This window comes from Streptomyces sp. NPDC001002, assembly GCF_053599215.1.
The window spans coordinates 73,067-88,911 of sequence record NZ_JBSFLV010000012.1 but is presented as its reverse complement, the minus strand read 5'-3'; the positions used below and the strand labels follow the sequence as shown (position 1 = coordinate 88,911).

At 73.4% G+C, this 15,845-nt stretch carries 15 protein-coding genes; 9 read left to right on the top strand and 6 right to left on the bottom strand.

Annotated features, from left to right (window positions below; all coding sequences use genetic code 11):
• Nucleotides 1-152 precede the first annotated feature (152 nt).
• The 5 genes from ACWDR3_RS08900 to ACWDR3_RS08880 all read right to left on the bottom strand — a co-directional run bounded on the left by ACWDR3_RS08900 (nt 153) and on the right by ACWDR3_RS08880 (nt 3,433).
• Nucleotides 153-668 (bottom strand): hypothetical protein, encoded by a 516-nt coding sequence (locus ACWDR3_RS08900; protein WP_450351766.1) that lies wholly within the window; start codon nt 666-668, stop codon nt 153-155.
• 215 nt (nt 669-883) lie between these two features.
• The gene (locus ACWDR3_RS08895) at nt 884-1,381 is read right to left on the bottom strand and encodes a DUF5949 family protein (protein ID WP_450351765.1); all 498 of its coding nucleotides are present in this window, start codon (nt 1,379-1,381) and stop codon (nt 884-886) included.
• A gap of 234 nt (nt 1,382-1,615) precedes the next feature.
• Nucleotides 1,616-1,906, bottom strand: coding sequence for a hypothetical protein (locus ACWDR3_RS08890; protein ID WP_124000080.1), 291 nt, complete (start codon nt 1,904-1,906; stop codon nt 1,616-1,618).
• 277 nt (nt 1,907-2,183) lie between these two features.
• Nucleotides 2,184-2,936, bottom strand: a complete 753-nt coding sequence (locus ACWDR3_RS08885; RefSeq protein WP_450351764.1) for a hypothetical protein — start codon at nt 2,934-2,936, stop codon at nt 2,184-2,186.
• A 257-nt stretch (nt 2,937-3,193) separates the two neighbouring features.
• Nucleotides 3,194-3,433 (bottom strand): chaplin, encoded by a 240-nt coding sequence (locus tag ACWDR3_RS08880; RefSeq protein WP_401721332.1) that lies wholly within the window; start codon nt 3,431-3,433, stop codon nt 3,194-3,196.
• 256 nt (nt 3,434-3,689) lie between these two features.
• On the opposite strand from ACWDR3_RS08880, the gene ACWDR3_RS08875 reads away from it, so the two are divergent.
• The 9 genes from ACWDR3_RS08875 to ACWDR3_RS08835 are packed head-to-tail and all read left to right on the top strand — an operon-like array spanning nt 3,690 to nt 14,342.
• A complete protein-coding gene (locus tag ACWDR3_RS08875) occupies nt 3,690-4,784 on the top strand; it encodes a DUF3344 domain-containing protein (protein ID WP_450351763.1) in 1,095 nt (364 codons plus the stop codon).
• A 54-nt stretch (nt 4,785-4,838) separates the two neighbouring features.
• Entirely contained in the window at nt 4,839-6,014 is a 1,176-nt protein-coding gene (locus ACWDR3_RS08870) for a glycosyltransferase family 4 protein (RefSeq protein WP_450351762.1), read from the top strand.
• Complete coding sequence (locus ACWDR3_RS08865; protein ID WP_450351761.1) at nt 6,011-7,435, top strand: sugar transferase; 1,425 nt, start codon at nt 6,011-6,013, stop codon at nt 7,433-7,435. Before ACWDR3_RS08870 ends, ACWDR3_RS08865 begins: the two co-directional genes overlap by 4 nt.
• 4 nt (nt 7,436-7,439) lie before the next feature.
• Entirely contained in the window at nt 7,440-8,801 is a 1,362-nt protein-coding gene (locus ACWDR3_RS08860) for an O-antigen ligase family protein (RefSeq protein ID WP_450351760.1), read from the top strand.
• A complete protein-coding gene (murJ, locus tag ACWDR3_RS08855) occupies nt 8,798-10,699 on the top strand; it encodes a murein biosynthesis integral membrane protein MurJ (RefSeq protein ID WP_450351759.1) in 1,902 nt (633 codons plus the stop codon). The genes ACWDR3_RS08860 and murJ overlap by 4 nt, the downstream gene beginning before the upstream one ends.
• Nucleotides 10,683-11,444 carry a polysaccharide deacetylase family protein gene (locus ACWDR3_RS08850; protein ID WP_450351758.1) on the top strand — a complete coding sequence of 254 codons (762 nt, stop codon included), beginning with the start codon at nt 10,683-10,685 and terminating at the stop codon, nt 11,442-11,444. Before murJ ends, ACWDR3_RS08850 begins: the two co-directional genes overlap by 17 nt.
• The gene (locus ACWDR3_RS08845) at nt 11,441-12,607 is read left to right on the top strand and encodes a glycosyltransferase (protein WP_450351757.1); all 1,167 of its coding nucleotides are present in this window, start codon (nt 11,441-11,443) and stop codon (nt 12,605-12,607) included. The genes ACWDR3_RS08850 and ACWDR3_RS08845 overlap by 4 nt, the downstream gene beginning before the upstream one ends.
• Entirely contained in the window at nt 12,604-13,260 is a 657-nt protein-coding gene (locus tag ACWDR3_RS08840) for a lipopolysaccharide biosynthesis protein (RefSeq protein ID WP_450351756.1), read from the top strand. Before ACWDR3_RS08845 ends, ACWDR3_RS08840 begins: the two co-directional genes overlap by 4 nt.
• The gene (locus tag ACWDR3_RS08835) at nt 13,257-14,342 is read left to right on the top strand and encodes a GNAT family N-acetyltransferase (protein ID WP_450351755.1); all 1,086 of its coding nucleotides are present in this window, start codon (nt 13,257-13,259) and stop codon (nt 14,340-14,342) included. The genes ACWDR3_RS08840 and ACWDR3_RS08835 overlap by 4 nt, the downstream gene beginning before the upstream one ends.
• Nucleotides 14,343-14,364: 22 nt before the next feature.
• Here the strand turns inward: ACWDR3_RS08835 and ACWDR3_RS08830 are convergent, their stop codons facing one another.
• On the bottom strand, nt 14,365-15,744 hold the full coding sequence (locus tag ACWDR3_RS08830; protein WP_450351754.1) for a glycosyl hydrolase: 1,380 nt from the start codon (nt 15,742-15,744) through the stop codon (nt 14,365-14,367).
• Nucleotides 15,745-15,845: the final 101 nt, after the last annotated feature.

Sequence of the window (15,845 nt, the reverse complement as noted above, 5' to 3'; positions counted from 1 at the left end):
CGGTCACGTCGTACGGCTCATGGGGTGTCCGGGTCCGGACAGGCCGACGGGCCCGGACCCGTCGCGGCGGCCCGGGCCCGTCGGCCCCTGTTCTATCGATTCGCGCTGCTTGGCGGGCCGTCGGGCCCTGCTCCGGTGGCGCCTGTGTGCCTCTACAGGCCGGGGCCGAGGCCCAGGTTCGCGCCCGGCACGGTCTGCAGCACCGGCGCGAGCACGCCCGCCTGCGGGAGCTTGAGGTCGGGCAGCCCGGCGTTGTCGGCGTTCGGCGGGGTCAGCGGGGCGTCCACGGACAGGCCCGGCGCGAGGGTGCGCAGGTCGGAGGCGGGCGTCTGGAGGCCGACGTGGTCGAAGTCGTCGCCGAGGACGTGCGGCAGCGGGGCGCGCAGGCCGAGACCGGGCAGGCCGCCGTGCACCGGCAGCTGCGGGATGACGTGCTCGGGGATGAGGCGGCCCTCGACGTACCGCGGTCCGTCCGGCTTGCCCGGCATGGGCACGGGGATCTCGCCGCCGACCTTGGGCAGTGCGATGTTGAGGGCCTGCTCGGCGCCCTCCAGCGGCACGGGGACGGGGACCGTGCCGACCGCGGCGGCGGGGGTCGCGGCGGCGCCCACGGCGGCCGCGACGCCGGTCAGGACGGCGGCAAGGGTTCCTCGGGTGGTCGACTTCATCTCGGGTACGGTCCCTTTCGGACGGTCGGAGGGCTCTGCGTGCGTACCGAGTAACGAGGCTGCCGACGCCATCAGTTCAAGTTTCGCCCGGGTGCAGCAGTAGTCAGCTTGTCGAGAAGTCCCACCAGTTGGAGCGGTCCGGCGAGTCCGACCGGGCACGTCGGCGGGCCGGGGCCTGGGGCAGACCCCGGTCGCCGCTGGCTCAAGTCCCCGCGTCAGCCGCGCAGTTTGCGGGCCGGCAGGACGACGTGGGCCGCCGAGTCGAGGGTCTCCTCGGAGCCCGCGAAGGCGGCCAGCGCGTCGGCCTCCAGGGGCTTGCCCGGCTCGGCCTCGGGCCAGGGGCGGGTGGTGAACACCAGGTAGGCGTAGCCGCGTTCCTCGACGGCCGCGAGCCATTCGGGCGGCGGGACGCACTGGGCGTTGCAGCCCGGCATGGTGACGACGGCCTGGCCGCCCTCGACGAGCATGCTGACCGGCAGGCTCGGCCGGGTGGCGGCGTCGACGAGCTCTCCGCCGACGGGCAGCCCGGCGTTCTTGAGCAGTTGCGCGACGGCGGCGGAGGAGGCCTCGGGGCCGTTCGGCGCGTCCCCGAGGGGATAGGCGAGGAGATAGGGCATGTCGCCGTCGGGGGCCTCGCCGCTCCAGGCAAGCACGACGAGCGTGCCCAGGTCGGCGGCGCCGAACGGACGGGTTTCGCTTGAGGTTGAGGTCACCGCGCGACCTTATCGACGCTCCGGAAGACCCCCTGACGCCTCATCACCCGACCGGGCGATCGTGCCCGCCGTGTCCACACGAACGGGGGACGGCGCTCGAACACACACCGAGGGCCGACTCCGCGCGGTGGGGACTCGGCCTGGAGTCCGCCGGGGGGAATCGGCCCTATCGGTGAAACGCCGGGAAACGTAGGGAAACGCCGGGAATCCCCGACAAACGCCGCCGGAATTACGTCACTTCTGCAGCGGAAGCCCGCCGAGCAGCCCACCGGTGTTGTTCAGCGCGGCGGTCGCGCCCTTCACGGTGTTGAGCAGCGAGTCCTTGTTCTCGGTGTCGAGGGCGTTCGACTGGTGCTGCAGCGGCATGACGTCGACCGGGTCCACGCGACCGCTGGTGAGCGTGTTCACCGCACCGTTGAGGCTGGTGGGCGTCACATCGGAGGCGTTGTAGGCGAACGCGGGCGCGGCGGCACCGACGAGGGCCACGGAACCGGCAACGACTGCGGCGGCCTTCAGGGACTTCATCGGGTTCGGGTTCCTTTCTTCGGCAACTCACGTCACCAGGTGGAATTCTGACGCCGTGCCTAACGACTTCCCACGGGGCGGGAAACCCCGGAAGCAGAAACTTTCTGCGGCCCACCCGAATGAACGGTGCGTCCGATCGGCGTTTCTCATCCTCATATGAAAAGGCCGCCGGGCCGACCCGGAAAGGATCGGCCGGACGGCCTTTCGGCACGCGCCCGTCGGCGTACGTCTTTCGGCATCCGCCCGCAGGCGTACGCCGGTCGGCGCGCGCCCGGGATCAGCTCGTCGGCAGCGCGGGCAGCGCCGGCGGTGCCACCGGGAGCGCGGGTGCCGCCGGCAGGGCGGGCAGGGCCGGCAGTCCGGGCAGGCTCGGGGCGGGCAGGCCACCGGCCAGCAGGGTGGCGGCGAGGACGTTGACCAGGCCGGTCAGGACGCCGGTGACCGCGGGGACGACCTGGGCGACATCGCCCGAGGTGACCGCCGCGAGCAGGGTGGTGACCGCCTTCTGCAGGGCGGCGAGGGCGTCGGCCGTGAGGTCGGCGGGCGCCTGCGCCTGAGCCTTGGCGTCGTCCGCCTCGACGTCGCCGCCGCTCTTCGTGGTGGGAAGCCCGGGCAGGGTCGGCACGGCCGGCAGGGCCGGCGTCGTGGGCAGCGCCGGAGTCGCCGGGACGGCAGGCGCCGCGGGAACCGCCGGAGCGGCCGGGGCCGCGGCGGTGACCTTGGCGATGGCGTCCTTCACGGCGTCGCCGAGCTTGGTCGCCTGGTCGGCGGAGAGCTGGCCGTTGTCGGCGGCGAGCACGGCGTTGAGCAGGTCGGTGACCGGGGTGAGCACGGCGCCGAGGTTGCCCAGGCCCTTCACCTGGGCGAGGAGCGCGTCCGCGCCGGGGACGGGCGCATGCGCCGCGGCCCGGACGCTCTGCTCCCGGGTCGAGTAGGCGTCGACCGCGACGGCCGCCGGTGCGGCGAGGCCGATGAGGAGGGTGGCGCTGAGCGCGGTGGAGGCGATACGCCGTGCGGGCAGAGCACGCATGGGTGTTCCTTTCGGTGGTGCGTCGGATCTTGTGCCCACCGTGAAAGCGCTCACTGCACTCTGCAACCGAACGAGCACGCCCAGCTATGCCCCGATCCCGGCGCCTCCGACGTCCTCCCTGGTGAGAAGCGCGTCGACGGGTGCACGCCAAGTCCGGCACCCCACCCCCCATTCGGGGCAACAAGAACCGGCCGCCCGCCCGTGATGGAACCACGGGAGGACGGCCGGCTCGGGGTGTTGCGCTGCGTCGACAGACGTCAGTCGTTGGCGCACTCGTTGCCGAACGCGGGGTTCAGCAGCGCGATGACGTTGACGGTGTTGCCGCAGACGTTGACCGGCACGTGGACCGGAACCTGGACGACGTTGCCCGACAGCACGCCCGGGGAGTGGGCGGCAGCGCCGTGCGCGTCGCTGTCGGCGGAAGCGATGCCGGCGCCGCCGGCGACGGCCGCGGCGGCGACGGTGGTAAGGGCCAGGCCCTTCGCGATACGCGACATGGAGAGGTGCTCCTTGGGGGTTGACACAAACATCCGGGCGGACACCCGGCGCTGTGTCAACGCGCGACGCCCACGCGGGTTGTGCCGCCAATGGAGTGATCCCGAAAAGAGGGCCCCTTCACCATTCCGACACACATGTCATGTTTCGCCGGATTAATACGCATAGCGGCTAGAGTTGCGCACCTCCTCACACACCCCTATTGCAAGCAAATCGCATTCATGACGCCCCCTGACTTCCCGAAAGGGCCACCCGGTCATGCGCATTTCTCTGGGTCCGCCGCTGCGCCGCGCGACGGTGGGAGTCCTCGCCCTCGCGACGATCTGGGTACCCGGGGGCGCGCGGGCCGCCGCGCCGCCCGCCACCGAGGCACCGCGCCTCCCCTTCGCCGAGCGCTACCACGCGGTGCAGCACGGCGGCATCGTCCGCGCGGCCAACGCGGCCATCAGCTGCCGCACCGGCGACACCAGGAGCGCCCCCGCCTGCCCGGCGGTCCGCGAGGGCGGCCGGGGCGCGAACGGCGACTTCGACATGTTCTACGTCGATGTCGACCGCGACCCGAACACGTACAACTCCTCCCGCGCCGAGGTCCGGCTGCCGCAGGGCGCCCGGGTGACGTACGCGCGCCTGTACTGGGGCGGCAACCTCAAGGTGGGCGAGCAGAAGCCGCCGAAGGACAACGGGCGGGTGCTGATCGCGGAGCCCGGCGGGGAGTACAAGCAGGTCCTCGCGGACACCGTCGTGGGGCACCGGGTGGCGAAGGGCGCGGACGCGTTCCAGGCCTCGGCGGACGTCACCAAGCTGGTCCGGGAGAGCAGTTCGGGCCTGTACACCGTGGCGCAGGTCAATGTGGCGATGGGGAAGTCGGCCGCCGGCGCGTGGGGCGGCTGGACGCTGGTGGTGGCGTACGAGAACGCGGCGGAGCCGCTGCGGCGGCTGTCGCTGTGGGACGGCTTCGACTCGCTGGAGCCCGGCGCGGGCCGCGAGATCCGGCTGCGCGGCGCGCGGATTCCGAAGGGTGCCGGCGGCCGGGTCGGGCTCGTCGCGTACAACGGCGACCGCGCACGCACCGGTGATTCGATCACATTGTCGACCAACCGTGGTTCGAACACCCCGTTGGCCGATTCCGCCAATCCCGGTGACGACGTACTGAATTCGACCATCTCGCAGCCCGGCACGGCCTCGGAATCCCGGGTTCCGGCGTACTCGAACACGCTCGGCTACGACTCCGATGTGTTCGATATCGGCAGCGCTCTGCGACGCGGCGGTGACCAGCTGGCCTTCCGGCTCGTTTCCCAGCGGGACGCGGCATGGGCCGGCGTGCTCTTCGCGGCCGTCGACGCACAGCAGTGAGGCGCGTTCCCGCCCGCAGTCCCGAGCGCCGTCCGTGAGCGAGGAAACCGCGCAATGCACCTGTCAGCACCCGACCCTCGGCCACGGGTCCTGCACCTCACCCAGCCGGTGGACGGCGGGGTCGCCCGTGTCGTCACGGACCTGACGCGGGCTCAGCTCGCAGCCGGCCTGCACGTCACCGTCGCCTGTCCGCAGAGCCCGCTCACGGACCGGCTGCGGTCGCTGGGCGCCGATGTACGGCACTGGGAGGCGGCGCGTTCGCCAGGACCGGCTCTCGTCGGAGAGGTACGCCGACTGAGCCGCGTCCTCGCGGACGTACGGCCCGATCTGGTGCACGCGCACAGCGCCAAGGCCGGGTTGGCCGGGCGGCTCGCGGTGCGGGGGCGGATCCCCACGGTGTTCCAGCCGCACGCCTGGTCGTTCGAGGCGGTCGGCGGGAGCACGGCGGCGCTGGCGCTCAGGTGGGAGCGGTGGGGGGCGCGTTGGGCCTCCCGGGTGGTGTGTGTGAGCGAAGGGGAGCGCGCGACCGGCGTGCACGCCGGGATCGACGGCCGCTGGACGGTCGTACCGAACGGCATCGATCCCGAGCGCTTCCACCCCGCGGCCGTGGACACCGTACGGGCGACGCTGTTGCCCGGCGGGGATCCAGCGGCTCCGCTCGTGGTCTGTGTGGGGCGGCTGTGCCGGCAGAAGGGGCAGGACGTTCTGCTGGAGGCGTGGGAGGCCGTGGTGGGGCGGGTGCCCGCGGCCCGGCTGGTACTGGTCGGGGACGGGCCGGACCGTGCCGAACTGGCCGCGCGCGCCCCCGAGTCCGTGGTCTTCACAGGGGCCGTCGCCGATCCGGTCCCCTGGTACCAGGCCGCCGATCTGGTGGTGCTGCCCTCGCGCTGGGAGGGCATGGCGCTCGCGCCGCTGGAGGCGATGGCCTGCGGGCGGCCCGTGGTGGTGACCGACGTGGACGGCGCCCGGGAGAGCCTGCCGCCGGAGCTGGCGCCGCGCTGTCTCGTACCCCCGAACGACCCGTCCCAACTCGCCGACGCGTGCGCAGAGTTGCTGCTCGACCCGCTGCTGCGCGAGTCGCTCGGCCACCACGGGCGCCGATACGTCCTGTCCACGCACGACGTGCGGCACGCGGCCGAGGCGGTCGCCGCCGTGTACCGCGAGCTGCTGGGCACCGCGCCCACCGCACCCGTCGTGCCCACCGAGTGCAGGGAGTCCATCCCCTCGTGACTGCGGAAAGTACGGTCCCCTCGCCCGGCGGGCAGCCACGGGATCTCGGATTCTCACCCCTCTCGGTCATGCCGCGCGGCACCACCGCCGGTTTCCGGTTCCCCGCCCGCCGCCCGCCGGCCCGGCCCGCGTCCCCGGTGCCGTTGCTCGCCGCGGACCTCGCCGCCGCCCTGGTCGGCGCCCTCGTCTTCCTCGGAGTCCCGCACGGCCCGCTGCTGATGGCGGTGCTGGTCGCCGCGTCGATGCTGCTGCGCACCCAGGTACCCCGGCCGGTGCCGGGCGTGCTGGACGAACTGCCCGCCGTCTGCGGCCGGATCGCGGTGTCCTGGATGGCGCTCGCGTCGCTCGTCGCGGCGCACTCCCCGCAGCACGCGCTCTCGGCGCGCACCCTGCTGCTCGGCTTCCTGATCCAGTCGGCGGCGGCCTCGGCAGGCCGCGGTCTGGTGCACTGGCGCCGCCGCACGGCCCGGCTGACCCGCCCCCGTACCGCCCTCGTGATCGGCCCGGCGGCGACCGCTCAGCGGGTGGCCGCGTCCGTCCTGCGCCACCCGCGCAGTGGCGTGCTGCCGGTCGGCATCGTCGCCGAACACCCTGACGGCACCGACGGGTTGCCCGTTCTGACGACGGGTCAGGAGGTGCAGCGGGCGCTCATCCAGAACGGCGTACGGGACGTGCTCTGCGTGCATCCCTCGGTACGGACCCAGCAGGGGCCGCTGCTGCGCGCGCTCGCCGAGTCGGGGTGCGCGGTGTGGGAGGTCGACGCGGACTCACCGTCGTACGCCTCGAACCACCAGTTCGCCGGGTTCTCCTGCCGGCGGCTCGACATGGGCTACGGGCGGCGGCGCGGCAGTGTCGGCAAGCGGGCGCTGGACGTGCTGGTGTCCGGAACGCTCCTGGCGCTGGTCAGTCCGCTGCTGCTGGTGTGCGCGGTGGTGCTGCGGCTCAGCGACGGGCCCGGGGTGGTCTTCCGGCAGGAGCGCATCGGCAAGGACGGGCGCCCCTTCACGCTGCTGAAGTTCCGCACCCACCGCCCGGTCGACGAGCACGAGTCGGCGACCCGCTGGAGCGTGGCCGACGAGCACCGCATGTCGTGGTTCTGCCGCTTCCTGCGCCGCACTTCCCTGGACGAGCTGCTCCAGCTGTGGAACGTCTTCTGGGGCGACATGAGCCTGGTCGGGCCGAGACCCGAACGCCCTTATTTCGTCGCCCAGTTCAGCAAGACCTACCCCGGCTACGCGGCACGCCACCGGATGCGGACCGGCATCACCGGGCTCGCCCAGATCCACGGGCTGCGCGGTGACACCTCGATCGAAGACCGGGCCCGCTTCGACAACGCCTACATCGACAACTGGTCGCTGTGGCAGGACATCTGCATCCTCCTGCGCACCGCCGCCTCACTCGTGCGTCCGACGGGAAGCTGAGCCGATGAGCCACGCGCTGACCCTGCCCAGGGTGCGGGAGTGGTCCCCCGTCCTCCCGGTGATCGCCGTGATCGCCCTGCTCGGACTGCCCCTCGCGCCCGGCGGCGACGGGGGCGCGGGCCCGGCCGACGCGGTCTCCGCGCTGGTGGTGCTGTACTGCGGGATCCGGCTGGTCCGGGACCGCCGGCGCCCCCTGACCCGTACCTCCGCCGTGGTCCTGGGCCTGCCGGTGATCGGGCTCGCGATCGCGGCGATGGGGGCGGCCTCGCCGGGCGAGGGGATCGGGGGCCTCGGCCGCTACCTCCAGGTCTTCGTGCTGGTCCCGGCGGCCGTCGTGCTGCTGGTCCGCGACCGGGGCGACTTCCGCCTGCTGGCCTGGTCGTTCGTCGGCCTCGCGCTGTGGCAGGGGACGATCGGCGTGCACCAGTTCGTCACCGGGACCGGCGCCTCCTACCAGGGCGAGGAGATCCGGGCCGTCGGCACCTTCGGCGCGGCCGACGTGATGGGGATGGCCACGGTCGTCTCCTTCGGACTGATCTGCGCACTGGGCCTGGCACTGGGGCCTGTCGGCCGAACTTCCGTACGGCAGCGGGCGATTGCCGTCGGCTGCGCGCTCGCCCTGCTGATCCCGCTCGCCCTGTCCTTCAGCCGCGGGGCGTGGATCGCCACGGCCGCGACCTGTCTGGTGCAGCTCGTACTGGCCGGGCTGCGGCGGGCGTTGAAGGTGGGCGCGGTCGCGGTCGCCGCCGGGGTGATCCTGGTCGGCGGCTTCGGGGTCGGCTCCGCGATGCTGCAGGAACGGATCGACAGCATCACTCAAGTCACCGACGCCCCCGACCAGTCGGTCGTCGACCGGTACACGATGTGGGCGGCGGCCGTCGACATGTGGCGCGAACAGCCGCTCACCGGCGTCGGGTTGAAGGGCTTCCCCGAACACCGGGACGCGCACGCCTCCCTCGCCCTGTCCGCCGGCAGCGACACCGAGGGCGCGGGCGCGGCCTTCCGCAAGCAGCCCCTGCTCTCCCCGCACAACATGTACCTGCTGGTCCTCGCCGAACAGGGCCTCATCGGCCTGCTCGCCCTCGCGGGCAGCTGGCTGGCCCTGCTGGTCTGCGGCCTGCACGGCCTGTGGCGAGCGCGCCGCACGGGCAAGGGCCTCGACTGCGCGCTCGTCGCGTGCGGCCTGCTGGTCTGGCAGTTGATCGACTTCGTGTACGCAGACATCGGCGGCCCCTCGACCGTGCTGACGGCGGTGTGCTTCGGGCTGGTGGCCTGGTGGTCGCTGGTCGGCGCCCGCGGCTCGGACCGGGCACCGGCCGCCACGCTCCCCGTCGCCGCGCGCGCCGAGGAAGCCGCCGCGCGATGACAGTGACGCCCTCACGGACCCCGGGGACCGACGCCGACACCGACGCCGACGCCAAGGCGGCCGTCCCCGCGGCCCGGGCGCAGTCCGACAGCGTCACCGAACTCGCCCCCGTCTCCCGCGGGTTCCTCGCCAAGGCCGCGTTCGTCACGGCCGCGATGTCCATCGCCGGCGCCCTGCTCGGGCTGATCCGCGACCAGGCGCTGGCCCGGCTGTTCGGGGCCGGCAGCGAGACGGACGCGTTCCTGGTCGCGTGGACCGTGCCGGAGTTCGCGGCCACGCTGCTGATCGAGGACGGCCTCGCCTTCGCGCTGATCCCGGCGTTCAGCCTGGCCCTGGCCCGCCGCGCGCAGGGCGCCCCCGGCGACCCGGTGCGCGCCCTGGTCGCCACCACGCTGCCCCGCCTCTCGCTGGCCTTCGTCGCGGTCGGCGCCCTCCTGGCCGCCGCCGCGCCCTGGGTGGTCGAGGCCCTCGCCCCGGGCCTGCCCGACCGCTCCCTCGCGGTGGACTGCACCCGCCTGACGGCGACCTGCGTCCTGAGCTTCGGCCTGGCCGGCTACTGCAGCGCGGCCCTGCGCGCCCACCGCCGCTTCCTGGCCCCGGCCGCGATCTACGTCGCCTACAACACCGGCATCATCACCGCGATGTTCGTCCTCGGCGGGCGCTGGGGGGTGCGCTCGGCGGCGGTCGGGGTCGCGGTGGGCGGGCTGTTGATGGTGGCGATCCAGGCGCCTTCCCTCGTACGGCAGTTGAGGCGCGTGGCGAAGTCGGCGGCGGGCTCGGCGAGTACGGCGAGTGCGGCCGGGACCGGCGTGGACGCATCCGGTGCGGGCACAGCGGGCACCGACGCGGCGGGCGTCGGCTCGTCGGGCGTCGGCGCGCAGGGCGCCGGCGCGCAGGGCGTGCCAAGCACCGCGAACGCGGCGGGCGGCGCCGGCGCCGGTGACTCCGGCACCAGCACTGACGTTGGCGTCGGCACTGGCGGGGGCGTTGACACTGGCATGGGCGCCGGCAAGCAGACCGTGCGCCCCATCGATTTCGCCCTCGTCGCCACCGTGCTGCTGTTCGCCCTGTGCCGCCAGTCGCAGGTGCTCATCGAGCGCTTCCTCGGCTCCAACCTCCACTCCGGCGCCATCTCGCACCTGAACTACGCGCAGAAGGTCGCGCAGATCCCGATGACGCTGTCGATGATGCTGTGCACGGTCACCTTCCCGGTGGTCGCGCGGGCGCTCGCCGACGGCGACACCGAGCGGGCCCGCAGCCGCGTGGAACGCGATCTGGCGCTGGCCGCGGCCATGGTGCTGCTCGGCGCGGCCACGGTGATCGCCTGCGGTCCGCAGATCATCGAACTCCTCTTCCAGCGGGGCGCGTTCACCGCCCAGGACACGGCGGCGACGGCGAGCGTCATGCGCGTGTACGCCCTCGGCCTGCTCGGCCAGACCCTCACCGGTGTCCTGGTCCGCTCCTACTTCTCGGCCGGCCGGGCCACCTGGTACCCGGTCGTCGCGATGGCCGCCGGCATCGTCGTGACGTCCTGGATCGGCGCCTGGACGCTCGTGCCGTGGGGCGTCTGCGGCATCGCCGTCGCCAACGCGGCCGGCATCACCGTCACCGCCGTACTCCTGCTGGCCGGCATGGGCCCGCGCAGTGTGCCGATCCGCACCCGGCGGGTGCTGGTGGAGCTGAGCAGGCCGGCCCGGGCCGCGGTGGTCGCCACGGTGGCCGGGGCCTTCGTCGCGAGCCGGGTCGACTCCGCCGTGCCCGGACTCGCCGCCGGCACGGTCACCGTGGCCACCGTCTTCCTCCTCCTGTGCTGGGCCCTCGACGCCGAGGGTGTCGTCCCCGCACTCCGTTCCGTCCGTTCCGCGACCCGAAGGCTGACGCATGGCCGCACCCGTTGACTCCCCAGCCACCGCCGGCCGCCGCGCGCCCGGCCCGGTCCCGTGGGTGGCGATGTACCACTCCGTCGGTGACTGCTCGGACGACCCGTACCGCATCACCGTCACCCCCGAACGCCTCGACGCCCAGCTGAGATGGCTCGGTCGGCGCGGTCTGCGGGGCGTCTCCATGGCCGACCTGCTCGCCGCCCGGGCCCGCGGCGAGGGCCGCGGCCTGGTCGGGCTGACCTTCGACGACGGGTACGCGGACTTCCTCGACGGCGCCCTGCCGGTGCTGCGCGACCACGGCTTCGGCGCCACCCTCTTCGTGCTGCCCGGCCGGCTCGGCGGCGACAACGCCTGGGACCCGCTGGGCCCGCGCAAGCCCCTGCTGACCGACGACGGCATCCGGCGCGTGGCCGACGAGGGCGTGGAGATCGGCTCGCACGGCCTCACGCACGTCGACCTCACCAAGGCGGACGACGCCGTACTCAAGGCCGAGGTCGCCGAAAGCCGGTCCGTGCTCGCCGAGTTGACGGGCGTGCTGCCCATCGGCTTCTGCTATCCGTACGGGACGATCGACCAGCGCGCCATGGACGCGGTACGGGACGCCGGGTACGCGTACGCCTGCGCCATCGACCCCGGCGAGCTCAACGGCCTGCTCGCGCTCCCCCGCGTGCACATCGGGCAGAACGACACCTCCGTACGCCTCCACCTCAAGTACCGGCTGCACCGCCTGCGTCGGCGTCCCGTCGAGGGGCTGCGGTGAAGGCGCTGCATGTCATCACCGGGCTCGGCGTGGGCGGTGCGGAGCAGCAACTGCGGCTGCTGCTGCGGCACTTGCCGGTCGACTGCGATGTGGTGACGCTGACCAACCCGGGCGCGGTCGCCGACGGTCTGGTCGCGGACGGGGTGCGGGTCACGCACCTCGGCATGGCCGGCAACCGCGACCTGGCCGCGCTGCCCCGGCTGGTGCGGCTGATCCGCTCGGGCCGCTACGACCTCGTGCACACCCACCTCTACCGGGCCTGCGTCTACGGCCGGCTCGCCGCCCGGCTCGCCGGGGTGCGCGGGATCGTCGCGACCGAACACTCCCTGGGCGACTCGCAGATGGAGGGCCGCAGCCTCACGGCGGGCGTGCGCGGGCTGTACCTGGCCAGCGAGCGCCTCGGCCGTTCCACGGTCGCCGTCTCCCCCACCGTCGCCGACCGGCTCAAGCGCTGGGGCGTGCCCGGGCCGCGCATCGAGGTCGTCCCGAACGGCATCGACCTGACCCGCTTCGGCTTCGACCCGGTCCGGCGCCACCGCACCCGCCAGCGGCTCGGGCTGCCGGAGGGCGCGTACGTGGTGGGCGGGATCGGCCGGCTCACGGCGGGCAAACGCTTCGACGTCCTCATCCACGCCCTGGCGCAACTGCCGCAGGATTATTGGCTGTTGCTGGTCGGCGGCGGCCCGGAGGAGAACGTCCTGCGGCGCATCGCGCACGAGGCCGGGGTCGCCGACCGGGTCCTGTTCACCGGCGAACGCCCTTACGTCTCCGACGGCACGCCCGGCCCCGATCTGCCCTCCCTCACCGCCGCGATGGACCTGCTCGGCTCGCCGTGTCCCGAGGAGGCGTTCGGCCTGGCGATCATCGAGGCGCTGGCGTCCGGCCTTCCGGTGCGTTACGCGTCCTGCCCCGCGATCGAGGACCTGCCTCCCGGTGCCGCGTCCGGCGCACGCCAAGTGCGGGGCGGGGCCGAGGAGTTCGCCGCCGCCATCGCCGCGGCCCGCGCCGCGGAGCCGGGCCCGCGCGCGGCCCCCGACGCGGCCCGCCACTACTGCATCACCCGCAGCGCCGCCCGGCTGATGAACGTCTACGCGGCCGCGGTCCCCGAGAAGTCGTCGTCCTTGTCCCCGTCCCCTTCACCCCAGGGAGCCAGTTCCCCATGACCGAGAACACCTCAGGCCCACGCCGTCCCGCCGCCCTGACCCGCGCCCGGGCCCTGCCCCCGTGGACCCTCGTCGCGGCCGGCGCCCTCGCCGGCGGCCTGCTCGGCGGCGGATACGGCCTGGTCCAGCCGGCCGAGTACACGGCGACCAGTTACGTCGTCGCCGTCCCCACCGAGAAGTCCGACCCGGCCTCCGCGCTGGGCTTCGCGCAGGCCTACGGGCGGGTCGCGACCCAGCTCGCGGTGCTCGGGGACGCGCAGGTGTGGGCGGGCGTGCCGGTGAAGACGCTGCAGTCGAGCGTGCAGACGGCGACCTCGCCGGACGCCCCGATGGTCGCGATCACCGCCACCTCCGAACGCGCGGACCGCGCCGCCGACATGGCCAACGCCGTCTCCCGCGCCCTGACCCGGCACGCCAACGACGTCAAGGACACCACCAACGTCGAGCTCCAGCAGTTCGCCCGCGCCACCAAGCCGACCGCCCCCTCCTCGGCCTCCCCGGCGGTGACCGGTCTGGTCGGGGCGAGCGCGGGCGGGCTGCTCGGCGGCCTCGTGCTGCTGGTCCGACCGCGCCGGACCGCCACTGCCGAGGCCGGCCGGCCCGCCTCGGTGCCCGGCCCGGCCGTCGCCGCCGAAGCCCACGGCCAGCTGTGACGTACACGACCCGACTGGTCACCGACGAGGGCGAGTTCGCCGAACTCGGCGCGGACTGGGCGCGGCTGTACGCCCGTTGCCCGTCCGCGACCCCGTTCCAGAGCCACGCCTGGCTGCACTCGTGGTGGCTGTCCTACGGCAGGCCCGGCCGGCTCCGGCTGCTCCTGGTGCGCGACGGCACCGAACTCGTGGGCGTGGCACCGCTGATGCGGGTCCGGCGCCCGATGCCCGCGCTCGTGCCGCTGGGCGGGGCGATCTCCGACTACGGGGACGTCCTGCTGGACGAGGAGCGCGGCGAGGAGGCCGTCACCGCGCTCACCGAGGGGCTGGCCGCGTGCGCGCGCACCGCGCTGATCGACCTGCGCGAGGTGCGTCCCGGCGGCGCGGCGGAGCGGGTCTACGAGTGCTGGCGCGGGCCGCGCCGCCGGGTGGGCGACTCGCTGTGCCTGGAGCTGCCCGCGCTGCCGATGACCGACCTGGTCGCCCGGCTGCCCTCGGGCAAGGCCCAGCGGGTCCGCGCCAAACTGCGCAAGCTGACCGCGCTCGGCGTCGAACGGCACGTCGTGACACCGGACGACGTGGACAAGGCACTGCGCCGGCTGCTGGAGCTGCACCAACTCCAGTGGCAGGGGCGGAAGGTGACGTCCGAGCATCTGCGGCCCCGGTTCTGTGAGCACCTGGTGCGCTCGGTCGGGCCGATGGTCCGCTCCGGGGACGCGGTCGTCACCGAGTTCCGGCTCGACGACGACGTGGTGGCCGTCGATCTCACCCTGCTGTCCCGGCGCCTCGCGGGCGGCTATCTGTACGGCGCCCACCCGTGCCTGCGCGAACGCAAGGCGGACGTGGCCGTGATGCTCCTCGACGCGTGCGCGGAGCATGCCCGGGGGACGCTGAGCCTGCTGCGCGGCAACGAGCCGTACAAGCATCACTGGCGGCCCGAACCCGTCGTAAACCAGAGGCTGTTGCTGGCCAGGCGCCGTACCGCCCCGCTGCTCGCGGCGGCCGTGTGTGACGTGGCGGCGCGGCGGCGGGGCAAGGAGCTGGTGCGGACGTGGAGGGAGCGCGGTGGCGGCGGACCGTGAACGGCCCGCCGCCGGTCCGGACTCACCGGTTGCGCGACCACCAGTCCAGGCGCAGGCACAGCTTGCCGCCGATCCAGTACTCGACCCAGTCGCCGAGGTCCATCGGCGAGCAGTTGGGCGGGGGCACCGGGGTGGGCGGGGTGCTGGGCTTGGGCGGTGTGGTCGGAGTGGTCGGTTCGGTCGGCTTGGGGGGTGTGGTGGGCTCGGTCGGTGTGGCCGGGGTGTCGGTGCGGCCGAAGAGGACGGACCGGTAGACCTTCGACGACTTCGGGTTCGACGAGCACTGCCACACACCGTGCGGGCAGTAGTCGGTCAGCGTGTTGTACAGCGGCTTGTGCTCGTCCATCCAGGCGAGCATCCGCTTCATGTACTCGGCGTTGTCGCCGTTGCGGAAGAGTCCCCATTCCGGATAGGAGATGGGCTTGCCGTGGGATTTGGCGAAGTCCACGTGCTCCTGGAGTCCGTAGGGCTCTTTCACCTGCTCGTCGAAGGTCAGCCCGGACGGCTGGTCGTAGGAATCCATACCGAGGATGTCGACGGTGTCGTCACCCGGGTAGCACTGCGTCCAGGGAACGGCGTCCCGGCCGCGCGTCGGCGTGAAATCGAACCGGAATTTCTGGCCCGGCACCGACCGCATGGTGGTGACGATCCTGTTCCAGTACTTCTTCCAGGACTCCGGGTCCGGACCGCAGCGGGAGGTGTATGTGGTGCCGTTCATCTCCCAGCCGAGCACGATCACCGTGTCCGGCACCTTCAGGTCGACAAGGCGCTGGGCGAGCGCCTTGAAGTGCCGGTCGAAGTCGCCGGCCGCGCCCTGCCGCAGCAGCGAACGCACCTGGTAGTCGGGCACGCCCTCCTCGTTGCGCTCCAGCATGGGGACGTTGAGGACGAGCATCCGGTCGTCCCGCTCGGTGCGCCAGTCCGCCCACACGTCGAGGAACCCGGGCGGTCCCTCGATGTTGCTCCAGCGGTCGCCGGGCAGGTAGGTGTGCCCGACCCGCAGCTCGGCGCCGCCCAGCCAGCGGCTGAGCTCGGCGATCCGGGCCACGCCGCGGGCCCCGTAGTCGAGGTAGGCGCCGAAGGCAGGGGTGTCCTTCTTGGGCTCGGCGGCCGGGGTCTTGGTCGGCGGGGTCGGCACGGACGGGGTCTGAGCGGCCGGGGTCGGCACGGCTGGGACCTGGGCGGCCGGGGTCTGGACGGGCAGGGGCTGCGGGGCCGTCGGGGCCTCCACCGCCGGCTGCGTCACCGCGGGTGCCGGGGACGTCGGCGTCGGAGCGGGAGGATCGGCGACCCGCACCACCCCCGCGGCGAAGCCAGGTCCGGACGCCAGGACAGCCGACACGACGACGGTGGCCGTCACGACCGCCAGCCGCCGGGACCGGGGACGTCGCTGCTGGGTCATACCTGCTCCTTTCTCCACTCTCGAATCTCCACTCTCGGATTTCCTTTACTGACACTCAGTCATATGAACGGCAATCACGCCACCGCCACTACGGCCTTCGA

What these genes read in the sequence shown, in the direction of transcription:
- ACWDR3_RS08900 (WP_450351766.1), bottom strand. Translation starts at nt 668, where the DNA reads ATGAAGTCGACCACCCGAGGAACCCTTGCCGCCGTCCTGACCGGCGTC.
- ACWDR3_RS08890 (WP_124000080.1), bottom strand. Translation starts at nt 1,906, where the DNA reads ATGAAGTCCCTGAAGGCCGCCGCAGTCGTTGCCGGTTCCGTGGCCCTC.
- ACWDR3_RS08885 (WP_450351764.1), bottom strand. Translation starts at nt 2,936, where the DNA reads ATGCGTGCTCTGCCCGCACGGCGTATCGCCTCCACCGCGCTCAGCGCC.
- ACWDR3_RS08880 (WP_401721332.1), bottom strand. Translation starts at nt 3,433, where the DNA reads ATGTCGCGTATCGCGAAGGGCCTGGCCCTTACCACCGTCGCCGCCGCG.
- ACWDR3_RS08875 (WP_450351763.1), top strand. Translation starts at nt 3,690, where the DNA reads ATGCGCATTTCTCTGGGTCCGCCGCTGCGCCGCGCGACGGTGGGAGTC.
- ACWDR3_RS08870 (WP_450351762.1), top strand. Translation starts at nt 4,839, where the DNA reads ATGCACCTGTCAGCACCCGACCCTCGGCCACGGGTCCTGCACCTCACC.
- ACWDR3_RS08860 (WP_450351760.1), top strand. Translation starts at nt 7,440, where the DNA reads ATGAGCCACGCGCTGACCCTGCCCAGGGTGCGGGAGTGGTCCCCCGTC.
- murJ (WP_450351759.1), top strand. Translation starts at nt 8,798, where the DNA reads ATGACAGTGACGCCCTCACGGACCCCGGGGACCGACGCCGACACCGAC.
- ACWDR3_RS08850 (WP_450351758.1), top strand. Translation starts at nt 10,683, where the DNA reads ATGGCCGCACCCGTTGACTCCCCAGCCACCGCCGGCCGCCGCGCGCCC.
- ACWDR3_RS08840 (WP_450351756.1), top strand. Translation starts at nt 12,604, where the DNA reads ATGACCGAGAACACCTCAGGCCCACGCCGTCCCGCCGCCCTGACCCGC.
- ACWDR3_RS08830 (WP_450351754.1), bottom strand. Translation starts at nt 15,744, where the DNA reads ATGACCCAGCAGCGACGTCCCCGGTCCCGGCGGCTGGCGGTCGTGACG.